21 protein-coding genes and 1 tRNA gene are annotated in these 16,065 nt (G+C 25.9%); 11 read left to right on the top strand and 11 right to left on the bottom strand.

Annotation, left to right across the window (positions count from 1 at the left end):
- Window positions 1–72: 72 nt before the first annotated feature.
- The 5 genes from HTZ87_RS02560 to mutM form a co-directional block, all read right to left on the bottom strand.
- Window positions 73–157 (bottom strand) — tRNA-Leu (locus tag HTZ87_RS02560).
- Window positions 158–177: 20 nt separating this feature from the next.
- The gene (locus HTZ87_RS02555) at window positions 178–675 is read right to left on the bottom strand and encodes a dUTP diphosphatase (protein ID WP_174893002.1); all 498 of its coding nucleotides are present in this window, start codon (window positions 673–675) and stop codon (window positions 178–180) included.
- Between the two features lie 11 nt (window positions 676–686).
- Window positions 687–1,025 (bottom strand): Smr/MutS family protein, encoded by a 339-nt coding sequence (locus HTZ87_RS02550; RefSeq protein WP_174893001.1) that lies wholly within the window; start codon window positions 1,023–1,025, stop codon window positions 687–689.
- Window positions 1,026–1,027: 2 nt separating this feature from the next.
- On the bottom strand, window positions 1,028–1,564 hold the full coding sequence (locus HTZ87_RS02545; protein WP_174893000.1) for an isochorismatase family cysteine hydrolase: 537 nt from the start codon (window positions 1,562–1,564) through the stop codon (window positions 1,028–1,030).
- The gene (gene mutM / locus HTZ87_RS02540; RefSeq protein ID WP_174892999.1) at window positions 1,565–2,413 is read right to left on the bottom strand and encodes a bifunctional DNA-formamidopyrimidine glycosylase/DNA-(apurinic or apyrimidinic site) lyase; all 849 of its coding nucleotides are present in this window, start codon (window positions 2,411–2,413) and stop codon (window positions 1,565–1,567) included.
- Window positions 2,414–2,455: 42 nt separating this feature from the next.
- Between mutM and HTZ87_RS02535 the strand changes: the two genes are divergently transcribed.
- From HTZ87_RS02535 to deoC, 4 genes are all read left to right on the top strand, one after another.
- A complete protein-coding gene (locus tag HTZ87_RS02535) occupies window positions 2,456–2,917 on the top strand; it encodes a Sua5/YciO/YrdC/YwlC family protein (protein WP_174892998.1) in 462 nt (153 codons plus the stop codon).
- Window positions 2,918–3,069: 152 nt separating this feature from the next.
- The gene (gene deoD / locus HTZ87_RS02530) at window positions 3,070–3,774 is read left to right on the top strand and encodes a purine-nucleoside phosphorylase (protein ID WP_174892997.1); all 705 of its coding nucleotides are present in this window, start codon (window positions 3,070–3,072) and stop codon (window positions 3,772–3,774) included.
- Window position 3,775: 1 nt separating this feature from the next.
- Window positions 3,776–5,071, top strand: a complete 1,296-nt coding sequence (locus tag HTZ87_RS02525; RefSeq protein ID WP_174892996.1) for a pyrimidine-nucleoside phosphorylase — start codon at window positions 3,776–3,778, stop codon at window positions 5,069–5,071.
- 12 nt (window positions 5,072–5,083) lie between these two features.
- Window positions 5,084–5,746, top strand: a complete 663-nt coding sequence (deoC, locus tag HTZ87_RS02520) for a deoxyribose-phosphate aldolase (protein ID WP_174892995.1) — start codon at window positions 5,084–5,086, stop codon at window positions 5,744–5,746.
- Between the two features lie 72 nt (window positions 5,747–5,818).
- On the opposite strand, the gene HTZ87_RS02515 is transcribed toward deoC, so the two are convergent.
- The 3 genes from HTZ87_RS02515 to HTZ87_RS02505 are packed head-to-tail and all read right to left on the bottom strand — an operon-like array spanning window position 5,819 to window position 7,758.
- Window positions 5,819–6,232 carry a hypothetical protein gene (locus tag HTZ87_RS02515; RefSeq protein WP_174892994.1) on the bottom strand — a complete coding sequence of 138 codons (414 nt, stop codon included), beginning with the start codon at window positions 6,230–6,232 and terminating at the stop codon, window positions 5,819–5,821.
- On the bottom strand, window positions 6,225–7,484 hold the full coding sequence (locus tag HTZ87_RS02510) for a hypothetical protein (protein WP_174892993.1): 1,260 nt from the start codon (window positions 7,482–7,484) through the stop codon (window positions 6,225–6,227). Before HTZ87_RS02510 ends, HTZ87_RS02515 begins: the two co-directional genes overlap by 8 nt.
- Window positions 7,450–7,758 (bottom strand): hypothetical protein, encoded by a 309-nt coding sequence (locus tag HTZ87_RS02505; protein WP_174892992.1) that lies wholly within the window; start codon window positions 7,756–7,758, stop codon window positions 7,450–7,452. Before HTZ87_RS02505 ends, HTZ87_RS02510 begins: the two co-directional genes overlap by 35 nt.
- Window positions 7,759–7,913: 155 nt before the next feature.
- Here HTZ87_RS02505 and HTZ87_RS02500 point away from each other — a divergent pair, with 155 nt between their 5' ends.
- From HTZ87_RS02500 to HTZ87_RS02490, 3 genes are all read left to right on the top strand, one after another.
- Window positions 7,914–8,327 (top strand): hypothetical protein, encoded by a 414-nt coding sequence (locus tag HTZ87_RS02500; protein ID WP_174892991.1) that lies wholly within the window; start codon window positions 7,914–7,916, stop codon window positions 8,325–8,327.
- Between the two features lie 337 nt (window positions 8,328–8,664).
- On the top strand, window positions 8,665–9,081 hold the full coding sequence (locus tag HTZ87_RS02495) for a hypothetical protein (RefSeq protein WP_174892990.1): 417 nt from the start codon (window positions 8,665–8,667) through the stop codon (window positions 9,079–9,081).
- A gap of 32 nt (window positions 9,082–9,113) precedes the next feature.
- On the top strand, window positions 9,114–9,476 hold the full coding sequence (locus HTZ87_RS02490) for a hypothetical protein (RefSeq protein ID WP_174892989.1): 363 nt from the start codon (window positions 9,114–9,116) through the stop codon (window positions 9,474–9,476).
- A 336-nt stretch (window positions 9,477–9,812) separates the two neighbouring features.
- Here the strand turns inward: HTZ87_RS02490 and HTZ87_RS02485 are convergent, their stop codons facing one another.
- A complete protein-coding gene (locus HTZ87_RS02485; RefSeq protein WP_174892988.1) occupies window positions 9,813–10,376 on the bottom strand; it encodes a DNA-3-methyladenine glycosylase I in 564 nt (187 codons plus the stop codon).
- A gap of 254 nt (window positions 10,377–10,630) precedes the next feature.
- A complete protein-coding gene (locus HTZ87_RS02480; RefSeq protein ID WP_174892987.1) occupies window positions 10,631–11,893 on the bottom strand; it encodes an MnuA family membrane nuclease in 1,263 nt (420 codons plus the stop codon).
- A gap of 269 nt (window positions 11,894–12,162) precedes the next feature.
- Here HTZ87_RS02480 and rplU point away from each other — a divergent pair, with 269 nt between their 5' ends.
- Window positions 12,163–12,462 (top strand): 50S ribosomal protein L21, encoded by a 300-nt coding sequence (gene rplU, locus HTZ87_RS02475; protein ID WP_174892986.1) that lies wholly within the window; start codon window positions 12,163–12,165, stop codon window positions 12,460–12,462.
- A 10-nt stretch (window positions 12,463–12,472) separates the two neighbouring features.
- The gene (rpmA, locus tag HTZ87_RS02470) at window positions 12,473–12,733 is read left to right on the top strand and encodes a 50S ribosomal protein L27 (protein ID WP_174892985.1); all 261 of its coding nucleotides are present in this window, start codon (window positions 12,473–12,475) and stop codon (window positions 12,731–12,733) included.
- Window positions 12,734–12,879: 146 nt separating this feature from the next.
- Here rpmA and HTZ87_RS02465 read toward each other — a convergent pair whose 3' ends face one another.
- Window positions 12,880–13,617: a DNA-processing protein DprA gene (locus HTZ87_RS02465; RefSeq protein ID WP_174892984.1), complete on the bottom strand. Its 738-nt coding sequence runs from the start codon at window positions 13,615–13,617 to the stop codon at window positions 12,880–12,882.
- 378 nt (window positions 13,618–13,995) lie between these two features.
- On the opposite strand from HTZ87_RS02465, the gene HTZ87_RS02460 reads away from it, so the two are divergent.
- Together HTZ87_RS02460 and HTZ87_RS02455 are read left to right on the top strand one after the other, a co-directional pair.
- Window positions 13,996–15,033, top strand: a complete 1,038-nt coding sequence (locus HTZ87_RS02460) for a 2-hydroxyacid dehydrogenase (protein WP_174892983.1) — start codon at window positions 13,996–13,998, stop codon at window positions 15,031–15,033.
- Window positions 15,026–16,048, top strand: coding sequence for an aquaporin (locus tag HTZ87_RS02455; protein WP_174892982.1), 1,023 nt, complete (start codon window positions 15,026–15,028; stop codon window positions 16,046–16,048). The genes HTZ87_RS02460 and HTZ87_RS02455 overlap by 8 nt, the downstream gene beginning before the upstream one ends.
- Window positions 16,049–16,065: the final 17 nt, after the last annotated feature.

Below are 16,065 nucleotides of genomic sequence, written 5' to 3'. Positions count from 1 at the left end.
ATAATCGCACTTTTATTAAAAAATACAGTAGATATTAAAAATCAACTGTATTTGGTATATTTCAAATATATATGGTGCCTCAGACAGGACTTGAACCTGCAAGGAAAATTCCGGCGGATTTTGAGTCCGCTGTGTCTGCCAATTCCACCACTAAGGCATATTCAAATTATACTATAATTAATAGTTAGAATACAATCTTTTGTAGTTTTTTTGGTTCTTTTTAAAGTATGATCAAAATAATTCTGAGTAATTAAAACCTTGCATGATAAATGATCCAAGTGCAATTTCAAACACGTATTTTACTTTTGTCGAATTAGGATTTTCTATTAAGTTACCAATACTTACAAACAACTCTTTAAATTGTTCATTTATATCGCTATTTATTATTTTGGGTTCAAAATTAGGGTCAACATTGTGTTCATAACCTATTGTTATTAAAAAGTGCATCAAATCGGCAAATTCTTCTTTAATCGCTTCTACATTTACATTTTTATTATTTTTTCAGTATTTAAAACTTTGAACTTCATTAACGTACTCTGCCGCTTCAATAATTAAGGCTAACATTTTTTGAGTTTTTATATTTTTATCGCTAAATTCAGGGTGTGTTTTTTCTCTTTTTCTTTGTATTTTAGAGTCTAATTTTTTTTGTAATTCGAATAATGTTTCTAAATTCATATTATAACTTACTATAATTTAGGAAATTTATTAAAAATGTCATCGATTTCTTCTTGTGATGGAGTTTCTTCAAACTCATCTTCATAATATAAATCATAGTCATCATCATAAATTTTTGTTATTATATAAGTTCCTCCTTTATTTTGTGTACTATATCCTAACTTAACATCACTATTTTTATTGTGGTTTGTTATGTAGTTTTCCACAGTATTCTGAAGAACTCCTGTACCTATGCCTGTAATTATTCTAATTTCAGTGTGTTTATTCTCCAATAATTCATAAATTTTTAGTTGAATTTTAGGTAGTGCATCTTCATGTGTAAAGCCATGTATGTCAATTGTATTTTTCATTATTATTTAATCACTATGTTTGCATTTTTCATAATATTTAATGCATTTTGGTGATATTCCTTTGCGTTATGATCTTCTGAATCAAAAGTTGCAACTGAATTTTCGATGACACTAACTTCTTTATCTGAATTAATTTTGTTTAATCACATTCTTAAACTTAATGCTAATTGTAAAACACAAATATCTGTACAACAACCTACTATTTCAAAAGAATTAAATTTATCTCAATAGTCCGGACGGATTTCGTAAAATCCATTTGTAGTGTTTTTATAAACAACATTTTTTTTATTTTTATCAACATATAGTGATAATTCATCAACTATTTCCGCTTCAGGTGTACCTTTTAAACAATGAACTGGATAAGATTTCATTTCTAAATCGTCAGTACTATGTGCATCGGCTAAAAATATAATATTTTCAGATTTGTCTAAAATTTTTTTAATGTTAGGGATAATATCATTAATTAAGGGACTTGAAAGTGCTCCGAATTTAGCAAACCCATTTAACATATCTACAACTATAGTTAATTTTTTTTCCATTTATTTCTCCTTTTGGCAATATGGACAATAACTTGTTCCTCTTCCGTTAGGTTTAAAATCTAGTTTTACCTTTACAATTTTATCTTTTTGGCATGTTAGACAAATTTCATTTTCTCTACCATAAACTTTTAGTAAATTTTGAAATTCACCAACAACTCCATTAACTGAAGCGTAAGAATTTACGGTACTTCCATTATGTAAAATACTTTCGTCCATTATTATTTGGGCATTATGTAGAAGTTCTTTTAATTCATTTTTTGTAATTTTATTAGCAGGAGTCATTGGATAAATTTTGGTCATATGCAAACTTTCGTCCGCATAAATATTTCCAATACCTAAAACAAGTGATTGATCTAATAAAACCTTTTTAATGCTTATAGTTTTTCTTTTTAATTTTTCAAATAATAAATCAACATCAACATTATCAGGTAAAAATGCTAAATTTTTAATTTCATAAATACTTCTCTGATCTTCAGATTCTAAAATTTCCATACTTCCAAACATTCTAGAATCATTGTATACAAGTACTTTTTGGTTATCTAAAGTAAAATAAATACAATCTCCTCTATATGCGTATAACGCCGGGTCTTTTAGATCTCTAACAAAATATTTACCTGTCATTCTTAGGTGTGATATTAAACGAGATTTATCAGAAAAATTGAAAATAAGGAATTTTCCTATATTTTCAACATTTATAAATTTCTTACCAATTAAGAAATTTATAAAATTTTTCTCGTCTGTATTTTTGATTAATTTTGAAATTTTAACCTCAACATTTAGTATTTTTTTATCTTGTACATGTGTGTTTAGTGCTCTTTGCACAACTGTAACTTCTGGATATTCTGGCATGCATTTATTATATTAAATAATAAAAAGTATTAAAATAATTATATGAATAATTTTGATGATATTGTAATTTGTACCACAGATACTGTGGTCGGTATTGGTGGTAAAGTTAATGATCAAGTTTTAGAGAAAATTTATTTTCTTAAAAATAGACCCGCAAATAAAAAAGTAATAATTTTAGTAGGTTCAATTGAACAAGCAAATAATTTTAAAGAGTTTAACCAACAAGCAAACGAAGTTGCACAAAAATATTGACCTGGCGCAACTTCAATAATAGTAAATGGTCAAGGCTTTAGGATGCCTAATAATAAAAAATTAATAGATTTTTTATTAAAAAATGGACCACACTATATGACTAGCGCCAATAAATCTGGCTTTCCTCCAATTAAAATAGAAGAAGCGAAACAAGTTTTTCCTGAAGTTAAAAATGTATATAATTTCGGTCCTGGCTCAAATGTACCTAGTTTATTAATAAATTTAGACACAAACGAAGTTATTAAACGTTAAATTAGCCTACTCGAATAACAAAAAATAACCATTTTATTTTTAAAGTGTTAAAATAATATTGGTTATTTTTTAATATTAATACTAGTCTATTATATTCCTTTGTAAAATGCAATGTAAATAACCTAAATTACAATGTTAGAATAGGAGAAAATATGACACCACATATTAGTGCAAAAAAAGAAGAGATTGCAAAAACAGTTATTATGCCAGGAGATCCATTAAGGGCTAAATATATAGCCGAAACATTTTTAGATCCAGGTTATAAATTAGTAAATTCAGTAAGAAATATGTTCATGTATACAGGAACATACAAAGGTAAACCAATTACAGTCGCAGGGAGCGGAATGGGTTGTCCTTCAATCGGAATTTATTCATATGAATTATTTAAATTTTATGATGTTGATAGAATCATCAGAATTGGTTCAGCAGGTTCATATAAAAAAGATTTAGGACTATACGAAGTAGTTTTAGCTACAGAAGCATATGCTGATGGTGATGCTTTTAGAAGAATTGCTTTAGGGAAACCTGGAAATGTTGCTAAACCAAGTGACAAATTAAACAATGAAATTAGAGAAATTTCATCTAAATTAAACATAAACTTAAATGAAGGTAGAGTTCACTCATCTGATGTCTTTTATTCAGTAGTTCCACTTGAAGACAGAATTAAAGAAACAGAAGCTATTTGTGTTGAGATGGAATCATACGCATTATTCACAAATGCTGAAGCAACAAGTAAAGAAGCTGCGTGTTTATTAACAATTAGTGATAACTTAATTACACATGAAGAAACTTCATCAGAAGAACGTCAAACAGCATTTACAAAAATGATGGAGATTGCTTTAAACTTAGCAAAATAATATGAGAGTAGTTGATATTATTGATAAAAAAAGAAGAAATCAAGAATTAAGCGATGAAGAAATTAAATTCTTGATTAGTTCTTATGTAGATGGGTCAACACCTGATTATCAAATTAGTGCCTTTTTAATGGCGGTAGTGTTTAATTCAATGACACCACGTGAAATCGCAACAATGACTAAAGAAATGATGTATTCAGGAGATGTTATTGACTTATCTGAAATACCAGGAATTAAAGTTGATAAACATAGTACAGGTGGAGTTGGTGATAAAACTACATTAGCCGTTGCTCCAATTGTTGCATCTATTGGTGCACCAGTTGCAAAAATGAGTGGTCGTGGTTTAGGACACACAGGTGGTACAATTGATAAATTAGAATCAATACCAGGATTCAATGTAGAATTAAGCGAAAAAGACTTCATTAAACAAGTTAAAGAACATAAAATCGCAGTAGTTGGACAAAGTTCGAAATTAGTTCCAGCCGATAAAAAATTATATGCTTTACGTGATGTAACTGCTACAGTTGAAGCAATTCCTTTAATTGCATCATCTATTATGTCTAAGAAATTAGCGACAGGTTCAAATGCTATTTTATTAGATGTTAAATGTGGGAATGGCGCTTTTATGAAGGATGAAAAAAGTGCTACAGAACTAGCTCAAACAATGATTAATATTGGTAAAGAATTAAATGTTGATGTTAGAGCAGAAATCACAAATATGAATAGACCAATTGGTAGAGAGATTGGTAATAAAAATGAAGTTTTAGAAGCTATATTAACACTTAAAGGTCAAGGACCAGAAGATTTTAATGAGTTAGTATTTTCTTCATGTGCAACAATTTTAGAACAAGCGAAAATTGCTAACACACATGAAGAAGCACTTGAACTTATTAAAAATTCTATCGAGAACGGAAGTGCACTTGAAAAATTCTATGAATTTATAGAATTACAAGGTGGAGATGTTCATGCACTTAAAGACCCTAGTTTTTGAAATCCAAAATATAAACTTGAAGTTCTTTCGAAAGAAGAAGGTTATGTTGAAATTTTTGATAGTTTAACTTTTGGAATAGTTGCCATGAAATTAGGAGCAGGAAGAAAAACTAAAGAAGATTCAATTGATTTTGAAGCAGGAATTAGTATTGCTAAAAAAACAAATGAATACGTTAAAAAAGGTGAAGTTTTATTCAACTTATATTCATCAAATCCAATTTCTAGTGAGTTAGTTAACGAATTAGAACAAGGTTACAAAATTAACAAAGAAAAAGTTGAAAACAAAATTATTTTAGGTAAATTGAAATAAAAGGAGAAAGAGATGAATTACAATAAAATGATAGATCATACTTATTTAAAACCAGAAGCGACAGAAAAAGATTTAAATAAGTTAATTGACGAGGCTAAAAAATACGACTTTAAAACAGTGTGTGTTAACTCTTCATGAGTAAAATACGTTGCTGAAAAATTAAAAGGTAGCGAAGTAGGAATCACTAGTGTTGTTGGTTTCCCTTTAGGTGCAATGATTACACAAGCAAAAGCTCAAGAAGCTAAATTAGCTATCGATCACGGTGCCGATGAAATCGATATGGTTATCCACATTGGTAAGTTTAAACAAGGTGAATACGAATATGTGTTAAATGATATTAAAAAAGTTAAAGAAGCAATTGGTTCACATGTACTAAAAGTTATTATTGAAACAGCTTTATTAACAGAAAAAGAAATTGAAAAAGCAACAGAAATCGTTATGAAATCTGGTGCAGAATTTATTAAAACATCTACAGGATTTAGTTTTAGAGGAGCTAACCTTAAAGACGTTGAAATCATGAAACGTGTTGCAGGTGATTCTTTATTAATTAAGGCAGCTGGTGGAATTAGCAATATGGATGATTTAATTGCTATGTATAACGCTGGTGCTTCAAGATTCGGAACAAGTCGTTCAGTAGCAATCGTTGAAGGTAAAGATTCAAAAGGTGGATACTAAAAAATAATGAAAAATCTAGAATTTAAGTTCTAGATTTTTTTACTAAAATGCCTATGACGTAGATATTTAAATTTAAAATGTTTGTTTTTCTTTATCTGAATTTAATATATCCATATCAAGATATTTTTTTATAATAGATATTTTGATTAAAGTATTTTTAAAAAATACTTTTATTGATATATCAAGTAATAGTTTCATAAATTTTGATTTTTTATATTTTGTTTCAACATAATTTAATCCATCTTTTTTGAAAAATAGAAGCGATATAATGGAAGGGATAGATAAGAATAATATTATTACAAATAAAAAGGTTAAAAATAATATTGCTTTAATATCTTCGGTATTACCTTCTGAAATATATATTATTGAAATAATCATAGCAATTGAATAAACTATAATTAGTAATTTAATCAAAAGAGATGAAATTACATTTCTCAGACTCTTAGTTGATTTGATATAAACAAATAAATATTTAATTTTATCCATTTGAACCCCCGTTCTCTAATTCTTCATATTTATTTGCGATTAGAGATAAAAATATTCTTCTTCTGTCGATTGTGTTTTCCGTCTCTTTAAAATTGTATGAACTTATTAATTCGTTTGTTATAATGTTGTATTTTTTAATGAAATGATTTTTGCTTTCTGCATTCTCGAAAGAAAGTAAAGGGTTATGGAAGTCAAATTGACTTTGTTCGCTGATTGCTTCCAATACTACTTGTTCATAATTGTTTGAAAATGATTTTCTTAAATTTATAATTTTTTTATCATTCTCTATCAATTTTATTAAATTAGATAATTCTATTTTATGGTCAAAAAAATTAAAGAAAATTTTCTCATTTTCAAATTTATTTATGTTATCTAAATTTAAGTTAGTATTTAATTTTAATAATTCATCAATAGGCAACACTAACGAAAATAGACTTGACATCAATATTACATCTTTATATATACTTATAAATTCTTCAACTGTAATATCTCAATTATTTAAAGAAAAATGTTTTAAATCAAAAATTATTCTTTCTATTTTTAAGTTCGAAAAATTATCGATGTTTAGTATTTTTAATAATTGTAATAGTTTTGACGCTAATTGAAAATATGAATTAGGTATAATTAGACCGTTTTTATGTTTTAAATATTTAGAAGGAATGAACTTAAAAAGCATCATTTGGTATTCTTCGTTTTTAATTTCTTTTCTTATAAAAATATCTTTTTCACTAAATTGCTCACCAAATATGTTTATTTTGGGGATCAAACTACTTTTAGAGCATAAATCAATATCATTTATTTCTCTATCAATATTCAATTCAATTAAGGAAGCAACTCCACCAGTTGTAACTATATTTTTATTGTCTTTTGATATTTTTTGTACCTCTTTTATTATTTCTAATGTTCTGTCGCTAAATGAAATTTGTTTTCGGGTATGTATATTTAATTTTAATAACATTAATAATCTTAATAATTTATTAGATAATAAATAGTCTTTTTTTTCATAATAATATACAAAAACAAATGATACTATGGATAGTATTGTTAAATAACCAAATAATAATACTAATAATATCGAAAACGATAAACTGTAATAGAAAGTTTCATGAACTTCTTGCTTGAAAATTAACCTTATTAATAAATATATTGAAATAAAAAATAAGATTATATTAATTATTTTTAAAACATTTCTAAGAGTTGAATTTTCTTTAATGTAATTAACTCTTATTATTAAGTTTTTGTTCATTAACATTAGTAATATCCTCTCTTGGTATTTTCTTTTCTGTATAAAAACTACCATCAATCATATTATCAAAATTATCGGATATAAAATTTGCAATTGGTTCTTTAAATTGATTTGCCTCGATAGATACCTGTTTCAAATTAATGGTGTTTATTAATATATTTTTTACTCTAGTTTTTAACTCCTCATTCTGTAATTTGTTGTTAATTTTTTGTGTTTTTATGATATTTATATCATTTATTATATTTTTTTGGTTTTCAACATTTGTATTTGTCAAAATCATTATCTCTTTCCTTATTATTTTAATTAAAAACCAATTATAATCTAAATTTAAAAAATAAGTATAAAATGAATAATTATATAAAATTATTCAATTTGTCCCCTAGATGTTTTTAAACAATTTGTCCTATTTACATTAAAATTTTTATGAGGTTAAAAATGCAAAAGAAAATAGACAAAAATAAATCTACAAATTATGAGTCAAAAGAGGATAAACAAATAAAGTTTATTTTGAAAAACTATAATAAAATTGAATCATGATTAGCAAATAAATTACAATGTTCAACTAGGACAATAAGAAGAATGAAACAGAAATTAAACTTCCTTCTTTCAAGTGATAATAATATATACAAAATTAGTCATGGTAATAAATATAATAAAAATGCCCTAATATACGATGATGAAGATTTTATAAAAGTAAATAAGGAATTAATTGAGTTCGAGAATTCTATTATTCCTGAAAAATCAAAAAGTTCAATAACTTACAGTGACTGATTTGAAAAAATATCTAAAGATGTTAAATTTTCATTATCAACCTTTTATAAAAGATCATTATCTTCTGGTTTTTTGTAGTGGATATGCAACTAAAAAAACAAAAAAGAAAAGTTAAAAAATAAGTAAAACATTATTATCACAAAATTATTCTAAAGTAGAATATGCGATTAATTTAAGCTTAGCGAAACTTAAAAGAACAAAAGATGCACAAATTTATACCAATAAAAAAGCAGCTTTAAATTTTGGTCAAATAGTTGAAGTTGACGGATGCTTTCATAGATTTTGAAAAAATGACGATAATTCCGATTCTGAAAATTCTGAAATATGTATATATCACGCAATTGATGTAAGTACTGGTAAATTATTAGCATTATATGCTGCCGAACAAGAAACTAATAATGGTTACCAAAAACTTATGGAAATGGTTTTTAATAATTATGGATTGCCTAAAAACGTATGTTCAGACAGAAGATCAATAATGAAAAATGCACTTAACTACGAAACAAGGTTTACAAAAGCGTTGAGAGAAAAAGGCGTTGAACTTTCGTCATCTTCTAGCCCTGCATTTAAGCCAAATGTAGAAAGATTGTTTAAAACAGCACAATCAAACTATCCATTATATTTTCATAGTAAAAACATAAAATCTATTGCAGATTTAAATAATAACGCTAAGGAAATAATTGATTTTTATAACAATAAATTTAAAAAATCTGAAAAAGATAAGTTAAATGTATTTAGAGCTCCGAATATAGAGAAACTAGAAAATAAAATGATTTTAAAATTAAGAGAAAAATTCATAAAGGCGTTGTTAAGTTTAACAATCAATTATTAGCACCATTTGATAAAGATGGAAATAGAGTTTATATGCATGAAAATAGCGAAATTAAGTTAGTAGAAGATTCAAATGGTTTATGTTTTATAACAGGAGATAATAGAATATACGAAGCTAAAACACCAAAAGGACATCAACTTACTCCGATAGAATTATGAATGATTAAAAAAGGATTGGATCCATCAGATACTAATATGCTAAGATTAGCTAATTTATATTCTTTAAACTCAAAATTCACAAACCATAACATTTCTAAAATTCAAAAATTATTAGAAAATAAAACAGAAAACTACGAAGAAATTAAAGAATTATTACAAGATATTTTCGACAAATTATCAGTGCTACAAACTGAATCGGTTGATTCTAAAAACATTATTTTAGAGAACAAATTTTAGACATAACACAAAAATTTAGCAAACCAAAGTTCCCCCAATGTTTGGGGGGGTTAGGTGAGGTTAGAAGCCCCTTTAGGTGTTTGGGGTAAATGATTTAAATTATTTAATTATTTTAAAATTTATTATGTTTAATGGGTTAAACGTTATTTTTCTATACAATTTTCTATTAAAAGATAGAATATTGATTTTTAAATAAAAAATGAAGTAAATTTCAAGGGTTGAAACCTCAAAATTTACTTCATTTTTCGACAATTTATTATATTAATTTTTAATATATTTTACAATTAAATAAATAGGACCTAAAATAGGAAAATTTGTTTGATAAGATACTTAATATTAGTTTATTTTTTTAGAATATTCACAATACTGCATATGATTATTATAGACTCCAATTGCTTCTAGAAATGAATATACTACTTTACTTCCTAAAAATTTAAACCCTCTCTTTTTTAACTCTTTACTAATTGTTTCTGATAAATAACTTTCGCTTTTTCTTTCTTCGTCTAAATTATAATTATTTTTTATAACTTTAAAATCTGTATGACTCCATATATAATCATAAAATGAATTATATTCTTTTTGAATTTCTATAAATTTATTAGCATTATTTATTAAAGCTTTTATTTTCAATTTATTTCTTATAATATTTTTATTATTTAATATTTTAATTATTTTATCTTCATTATATTTAGAAATTTTCTTATAATCAAAGTTATCAAACTCTTCTCTCATAAATTCTCTCTTTTTTAGTATTATATTTCAACTAAGTCCTGTTTGCATAAATTCTAACACCAATAATTCAAATATCTTAGCATCATCTTTAATTACATTGCACCATTCTTTATTATGATAATTTAATAATTCAGCACTTTCTAATGCCCACGAACATATATTTTTCATTTTAATTCTTTCCTTTTCAATATATATTAATGTCCAATCATTATCTTTATTTAGATTTTTTTCTTCTATTTTTTGAAAATAACATTTAGAACATTTTTTTCCTTTAAATCAAATGATTTTATTTCGATATTATTATTTAATTCTTTTTTTGATATTTGACTTAATTTTCGTATTTGAATTATATATAAATTTTAAAAAAATAAATAATGGTATTAAAAAATCAAACTAGAGATAAGTTTGATTTTTTTAATAATTTATTTTACATAATCAACTCATACAAGTGTATGGTCTGAAATTTGAGAACGAATAATTTGGAAATCATTATAATCAGTATGTGTTTTATATGATGGTGATTGTTTTCAAAGTTTAATCATTTCGTTTTTATCGAAGAATCCATCTTTAAATGAATTTACTAAATCAAGTTTAAATCATGATTTTCTATATTTAATATCTTGATCATTTAATTTTTCTACTTCAGTAATAATATTTAAATCATTTTCTTTAAATAATATTTTATCATACGCGTTTGCGTACCCACTTTTTGAACCTAAACTTGTTTCATAGTATTCATATTTGCTACTTGTACTTGCATTTTTCGCCTGATTTAAGCTCATGTCTCCGTAATAATTTACGATTTTTCTATTTTTAAATTCTGGAGTTAAAAATAAGTCATTATTTGGTGTTTTTATATTAGTGTCACCACCAAAAATAATAGATGCATTTTGTGTTGTTAAGCTTGAATAGTAGTCAAATGCATTTGCTAATCTTTCAGCTTCAAAAACTTCTTGAGTCCCTTGTCCTGAGTATTTAGAATCATTTTCATCAGTGTCTTTTTTAACATCAGGGCTATCTAAATGACCAAAAACAGTTATCACTCTTTTATCAGACTCTTTTTCTTTGAAAAGTGCACCGAATATTGGACGTTTAAAACTTCTTTGTACGTTGTTTTCGTCATTTGCATGTTGTGTACCAAATGATGCACCAATTTTATTATTATTAAATGCTTCGGGCATTAAATTTATACTTTTATATATAATAGCAATTTGCTCTTTAGTAGCATTATTTGAACTAGGGTTAGAATCTTCAATGGGTTGAATGATAGATTCTCATTTAGAATTAGGATCTAATTCATTCATTGTTTTTACGATTCTACCTACTTTATCACCGTTTTTGTAGTTAATTTCGGTTAATCCAACTAAGTCTAATTTAGTTTTAATTATAGCTTGAGCAATAGCGGTAACTTTAAGACCACCTTTGTTTGAAGTTGTACCACCAAAATTTAATATATTTCAGTGACCTACTCTAGTTACATTTTTTGGCTTGTAGTAACGAATATCATTACTAATTTCTAATTGTGAATTTGAATTATCAATTATAGTAGAATTGTTACTATTTTCACTTTTTTTATTTTTGTTAGAATTCTGTGTTCACTTGTAGATATAGTATGCTCCGATACCTAATCCTACAAGTGTTAAGCTTCCAAAAGAAAGTAGAACTCTTTTAATTAATTTGAACATATGTTCTCCTTTACTCCTTGTTTATAGGTCTTTTTATTATATATTAATAAATATTAAATGGAGGTATTTATTAATAATTATTTTTTAAGTTTGATATTAAAAACAATTATTTTTATGCTCATTTTATCATAAATAAAATAATATATTTATATATTAAAAAATAATATTTTGATATAATGAATACGTTACTTCTTAAGTAACCGTACCAAATGGGTTTATAAAGAAGCAAAGCTCACCCTAAGGACGAGCCACTTTAATGGAGGTATTGCATGTTAGCAATTATCGAAACAGGTGGGAAACAACTTTTAGTTAAAGAAGGACAAACAATTTTCGTTGAAAAAATTGAAGCCGAAGAAGGTTCAACAGTTGAATTTACAAAAGTTTTATTAATCAATGATAAAATTGGAAAACCTTTCTTAACAAATGCTAAAGTATTAGGAACAGTCGAAAAACAAGGAAAAGCTAAAAAAATTATAGTATATCGTCACAATGCAAAATCAACACATAAAAGAAAATTAGGGCACCGTCAACCATACACACGTGTTAAAATTACTAAAATCGAAGGATAATAACTAGAAAATGGCAAAGACAAAAGCTGGTGGATCTACCAAAAATGGTCGTGATTCGCATTCAAAACGTTTAGGTGCTAAATTAGGTGATGGTCAATTTGCAACAGCAGGTTCAATTATTTACAGACAACGTGGAACAAAAATTCACGCTGGATTAAATGTTGGACGTGGCGGAGACGATACATTGTTTACAAAAATCGACGGATATGTTAAATACGAAAGCAGAAAAAATAGAAAGTATGTTTCTGTTTACACTGAAAGACAAAAATAAATTTTATTTAATAAAATGGGTTTAGCTCATTTTATTTTTTTATATCTAAATTAAAAATTGTAAAAAAACCAAAAAGAAAATTTGATTGATATCATATTTAATCTTTTTGGTTTTTTAAATTTAAATTATTCAACTATTATGAATTTTTAAACTTGAATTAATCCGGAGATATAAGTTACTAATTTTGCACCTGATTTAATTAATTGATTGTTTCCGTCTTCAATATCAACTCCTGGAAAGCAATTAATTTCTTTTCCATAATTTAAAAAGCAATTAATTAAATTATTAGTTTTGGAATTTTTCTCCATTGAAAAAGATAGGAATTTATCACTAATTAAACTAGCTATATTGTTAGTTTCATAAAAATGTTTAATTTTAGGATGAGTATTTGGTGGGTAAGTACTTATTACCAATTCATTTTCAAAATTAAAATTTTTAAAATCATAAGAATCTAATCCTTTTTGAGCAAAATGTATTATTCTTCCGTTGTTATTTCTAAAATAATTAATTACTCTACGTTCAGTTTTTGCGTAGTCGCATGTTGTGATAATTGCACCATTAACTATTGCTTCTGAATTTGTAATTAAGTATTTATTAGTTGTGTTATTTCATATTTCATTAATTACGTATATTTTATTTTTATCATTTAATAAATTAATATTTCCTTTATAAAATAAACAAATTAATGGTTCTTTTAAATAATATAAATTTTTAGGATATTCATCATCCAAAATAGTTATGAAATTAATGTTATTTTGTTTAAGGATTTTCATATATTCATTTTCTATATTTTTATCAATTTTTTCGGTGTTTTTAATTGCATTCATAACTGATTTATAGTCATTTTTATATTTTATTGCAAAGTATAAAATTATGTTGTTCATAGTTACCTCCTATGTAATAAGTGATAAAAAAATAAAAATGAACTAAAAATGTAAAAATTAGCTAAAAAAACTAACAAAATCACTTTATTTATAAGATATATTTTATAAATAAAACATAAAAATAAGGTCTTTTTTAGTTGATAATTTGATTTTTTACCTCTAAAATATTATGTTTAAAAGTTAAAAATAGTAATGATATAAGCAATAAAATATTCAATAAAAATATTTATTTTTCTAATTTGAATGTATTTATAGTTAAAAAGTTTTTTTAATTTTGTTTATAAATACAATAAAAATAGCATTTTTCAATTACAAAATACGGCAAATTATATTATAATTTAATAAAGTTTGACAAATTACAAAATATAGGAGTTTATTATGAAAATAGCATTTTTTGATGCAAAAGATTATGACATTAAATATTTTGATAAATACAATAATAATAGACATGAAATTACATACTTTAAAGAAAACTTAAACTTAAATACAGTTTCTTTAGCAAAAGGATATGATGCAATATGTGGTTTCGTAAATACATACGGTGATAAAGTTATTTTAGAAGTGTTATCAAAATTAGGTGTTAAATATTGATTGCAAAGATCAATGGGTTACAATAAAGTTGATATTAAAAAAGCAAATGAGCTTGGAATAAAAGTTTTTAGAATTTTTAACTACTCAGCAGAAAGTGTTGGTGAATTCGCTTTTGCTACAATGTCAGCATTAAACAGAAATTTATTGCTTGCAAACCAGAGAGTTGAAAAATTTAATTTTTCATTAAATAGTTTAGACGGAAAATGTATCGCTAACTCAACAGTTGGTGTTATCGGTTCAGGAAAAATCGGACAAACATTCATTAGAATAGCAAGAGCTACAGGTGCTAGAGTATTAGTTTTTGATGCTTTCGCAGAAGAAAACTTCCCTGACTTAGCAGATAAAATGGGATTTGAATGAGCATCACTTAGTGGATTATTATCACAAAGTGACTTTATATCAATTCACTGTCCATTATTTAATTCTACAAGACACTTAATCGATGAAGCTGCTGTAGAAAAAATGAAAGATGGTGTTATTATCGTTAATACAGCTAGAGGTGAATTATTACATATTCCAGCAGTATTAAAAGGTCTTAAAAGCGGAAAAATCAAGGGTCTAGCAAGTGACGTTTTAGAAAGAGAAGAAGGAAGATTCTACGAAGATGTTTCTTCAAGAATTGACGAATTAAAAGAACTTGACCCTGAGTGAAAAGAATTAATCGAATTACCAAATACATTAATTACATCACACCAAGCATTCTTAACTGATTTAGCTTTAACTCAAATTGCAAAAGTTACACTTGATAATGCAGATGCTGCAGAAAAAGGAGATTTCGAAAATTCATTAGTTATAATGGACAACGGAAAAATAAAAAATGGATAAGACGTTAGAAACAAAAAACAATTCATTATTTAAAAATTTATTTAGTTTTTTCAAACTTGCGCCTTCAAAAAGACAAAATGCTGAAAAACCTAAGGACGTGAGGACTTGAATAATTCACGGTATTTCTGAGCTAGTCGGAACAATTTTACTAGCACTTTTATTAGCTGGATTAAGTACAACAGTTAGTGCAATCGGATCTAAAGCGGTGGTAATTGAAGATTATTTATTTCACCCAATCATCGTTGGATTCTATGCAGGTTTCATCGCTGTTGGATTAGTGCTATTTATATTTTTAAGATTTAGTTGTGATCTTAACCCTTCTGTTTCGTTATTTAGATATTTAAACGGAACAAACAATGGTTGATATACATCTTATAAAATATCAATCCAATTTGTTGGTGGGTTTATAGCAGGATTAATAATTTACGCAGTTGGTAGTTCTACTGCTCCTGACGGATTTTTATACAACCAACCAATAACAACATTAGGAGCAGCTAAAAAAGCTTTCCATTTATTCCAAGGTAATTCATCAGTTTCAACAATGAGTACAGCAGGAACATTTTGAATTTTATTCGTTGAATTAGTTATGACAGCAGTTTTATTATTCCCAATATTTTCTCCAAATATTAATAATAAATATCGTGACTTATTCATTATGTTTATAATTTCAATGAGTGTTTGAATGGGTATTTTAGGTGGTTCTGCAGCTATTAACCCAGCCAGAGGACTATCACAACAAGTTTCAACATTATTTATGCAAAACTTAGATACAGCTGAAATATCTGTAAATTCATTTGTTTCATTTGATGGATTAAGTTTCGCAGATAAAAAAGAAGCGTTTATGAATTCTGTAATTTCAGGTACTATAACAATGATTTTAGCAGACTTACTCGCACCTGTATTTTACATATTTGTACAAGGTTTAACAAAATACATAGTTAATCCATTTGTTGTTAAGGTAATCTCTTACAAAAATTACAAAGCACAAAACATGGAAAAACCATCTAATAAATAATAAATAAATATCTCAAA

Source organism: Mycoplasma sp. OR1901 (assembly GCF_013348745.1).
Taxonomy (GTDB): Bacteria; Bacillota_I; Bacilli_A; order Mycoplasmatales; family Metamycoplasmataceae; genus Mycoplasmopsis.
The sequence above is the reverse complement of the archived record's forward strand: the minus strand, read 5'-3'. Positions and strand labels throughout refer to the sequence as shown.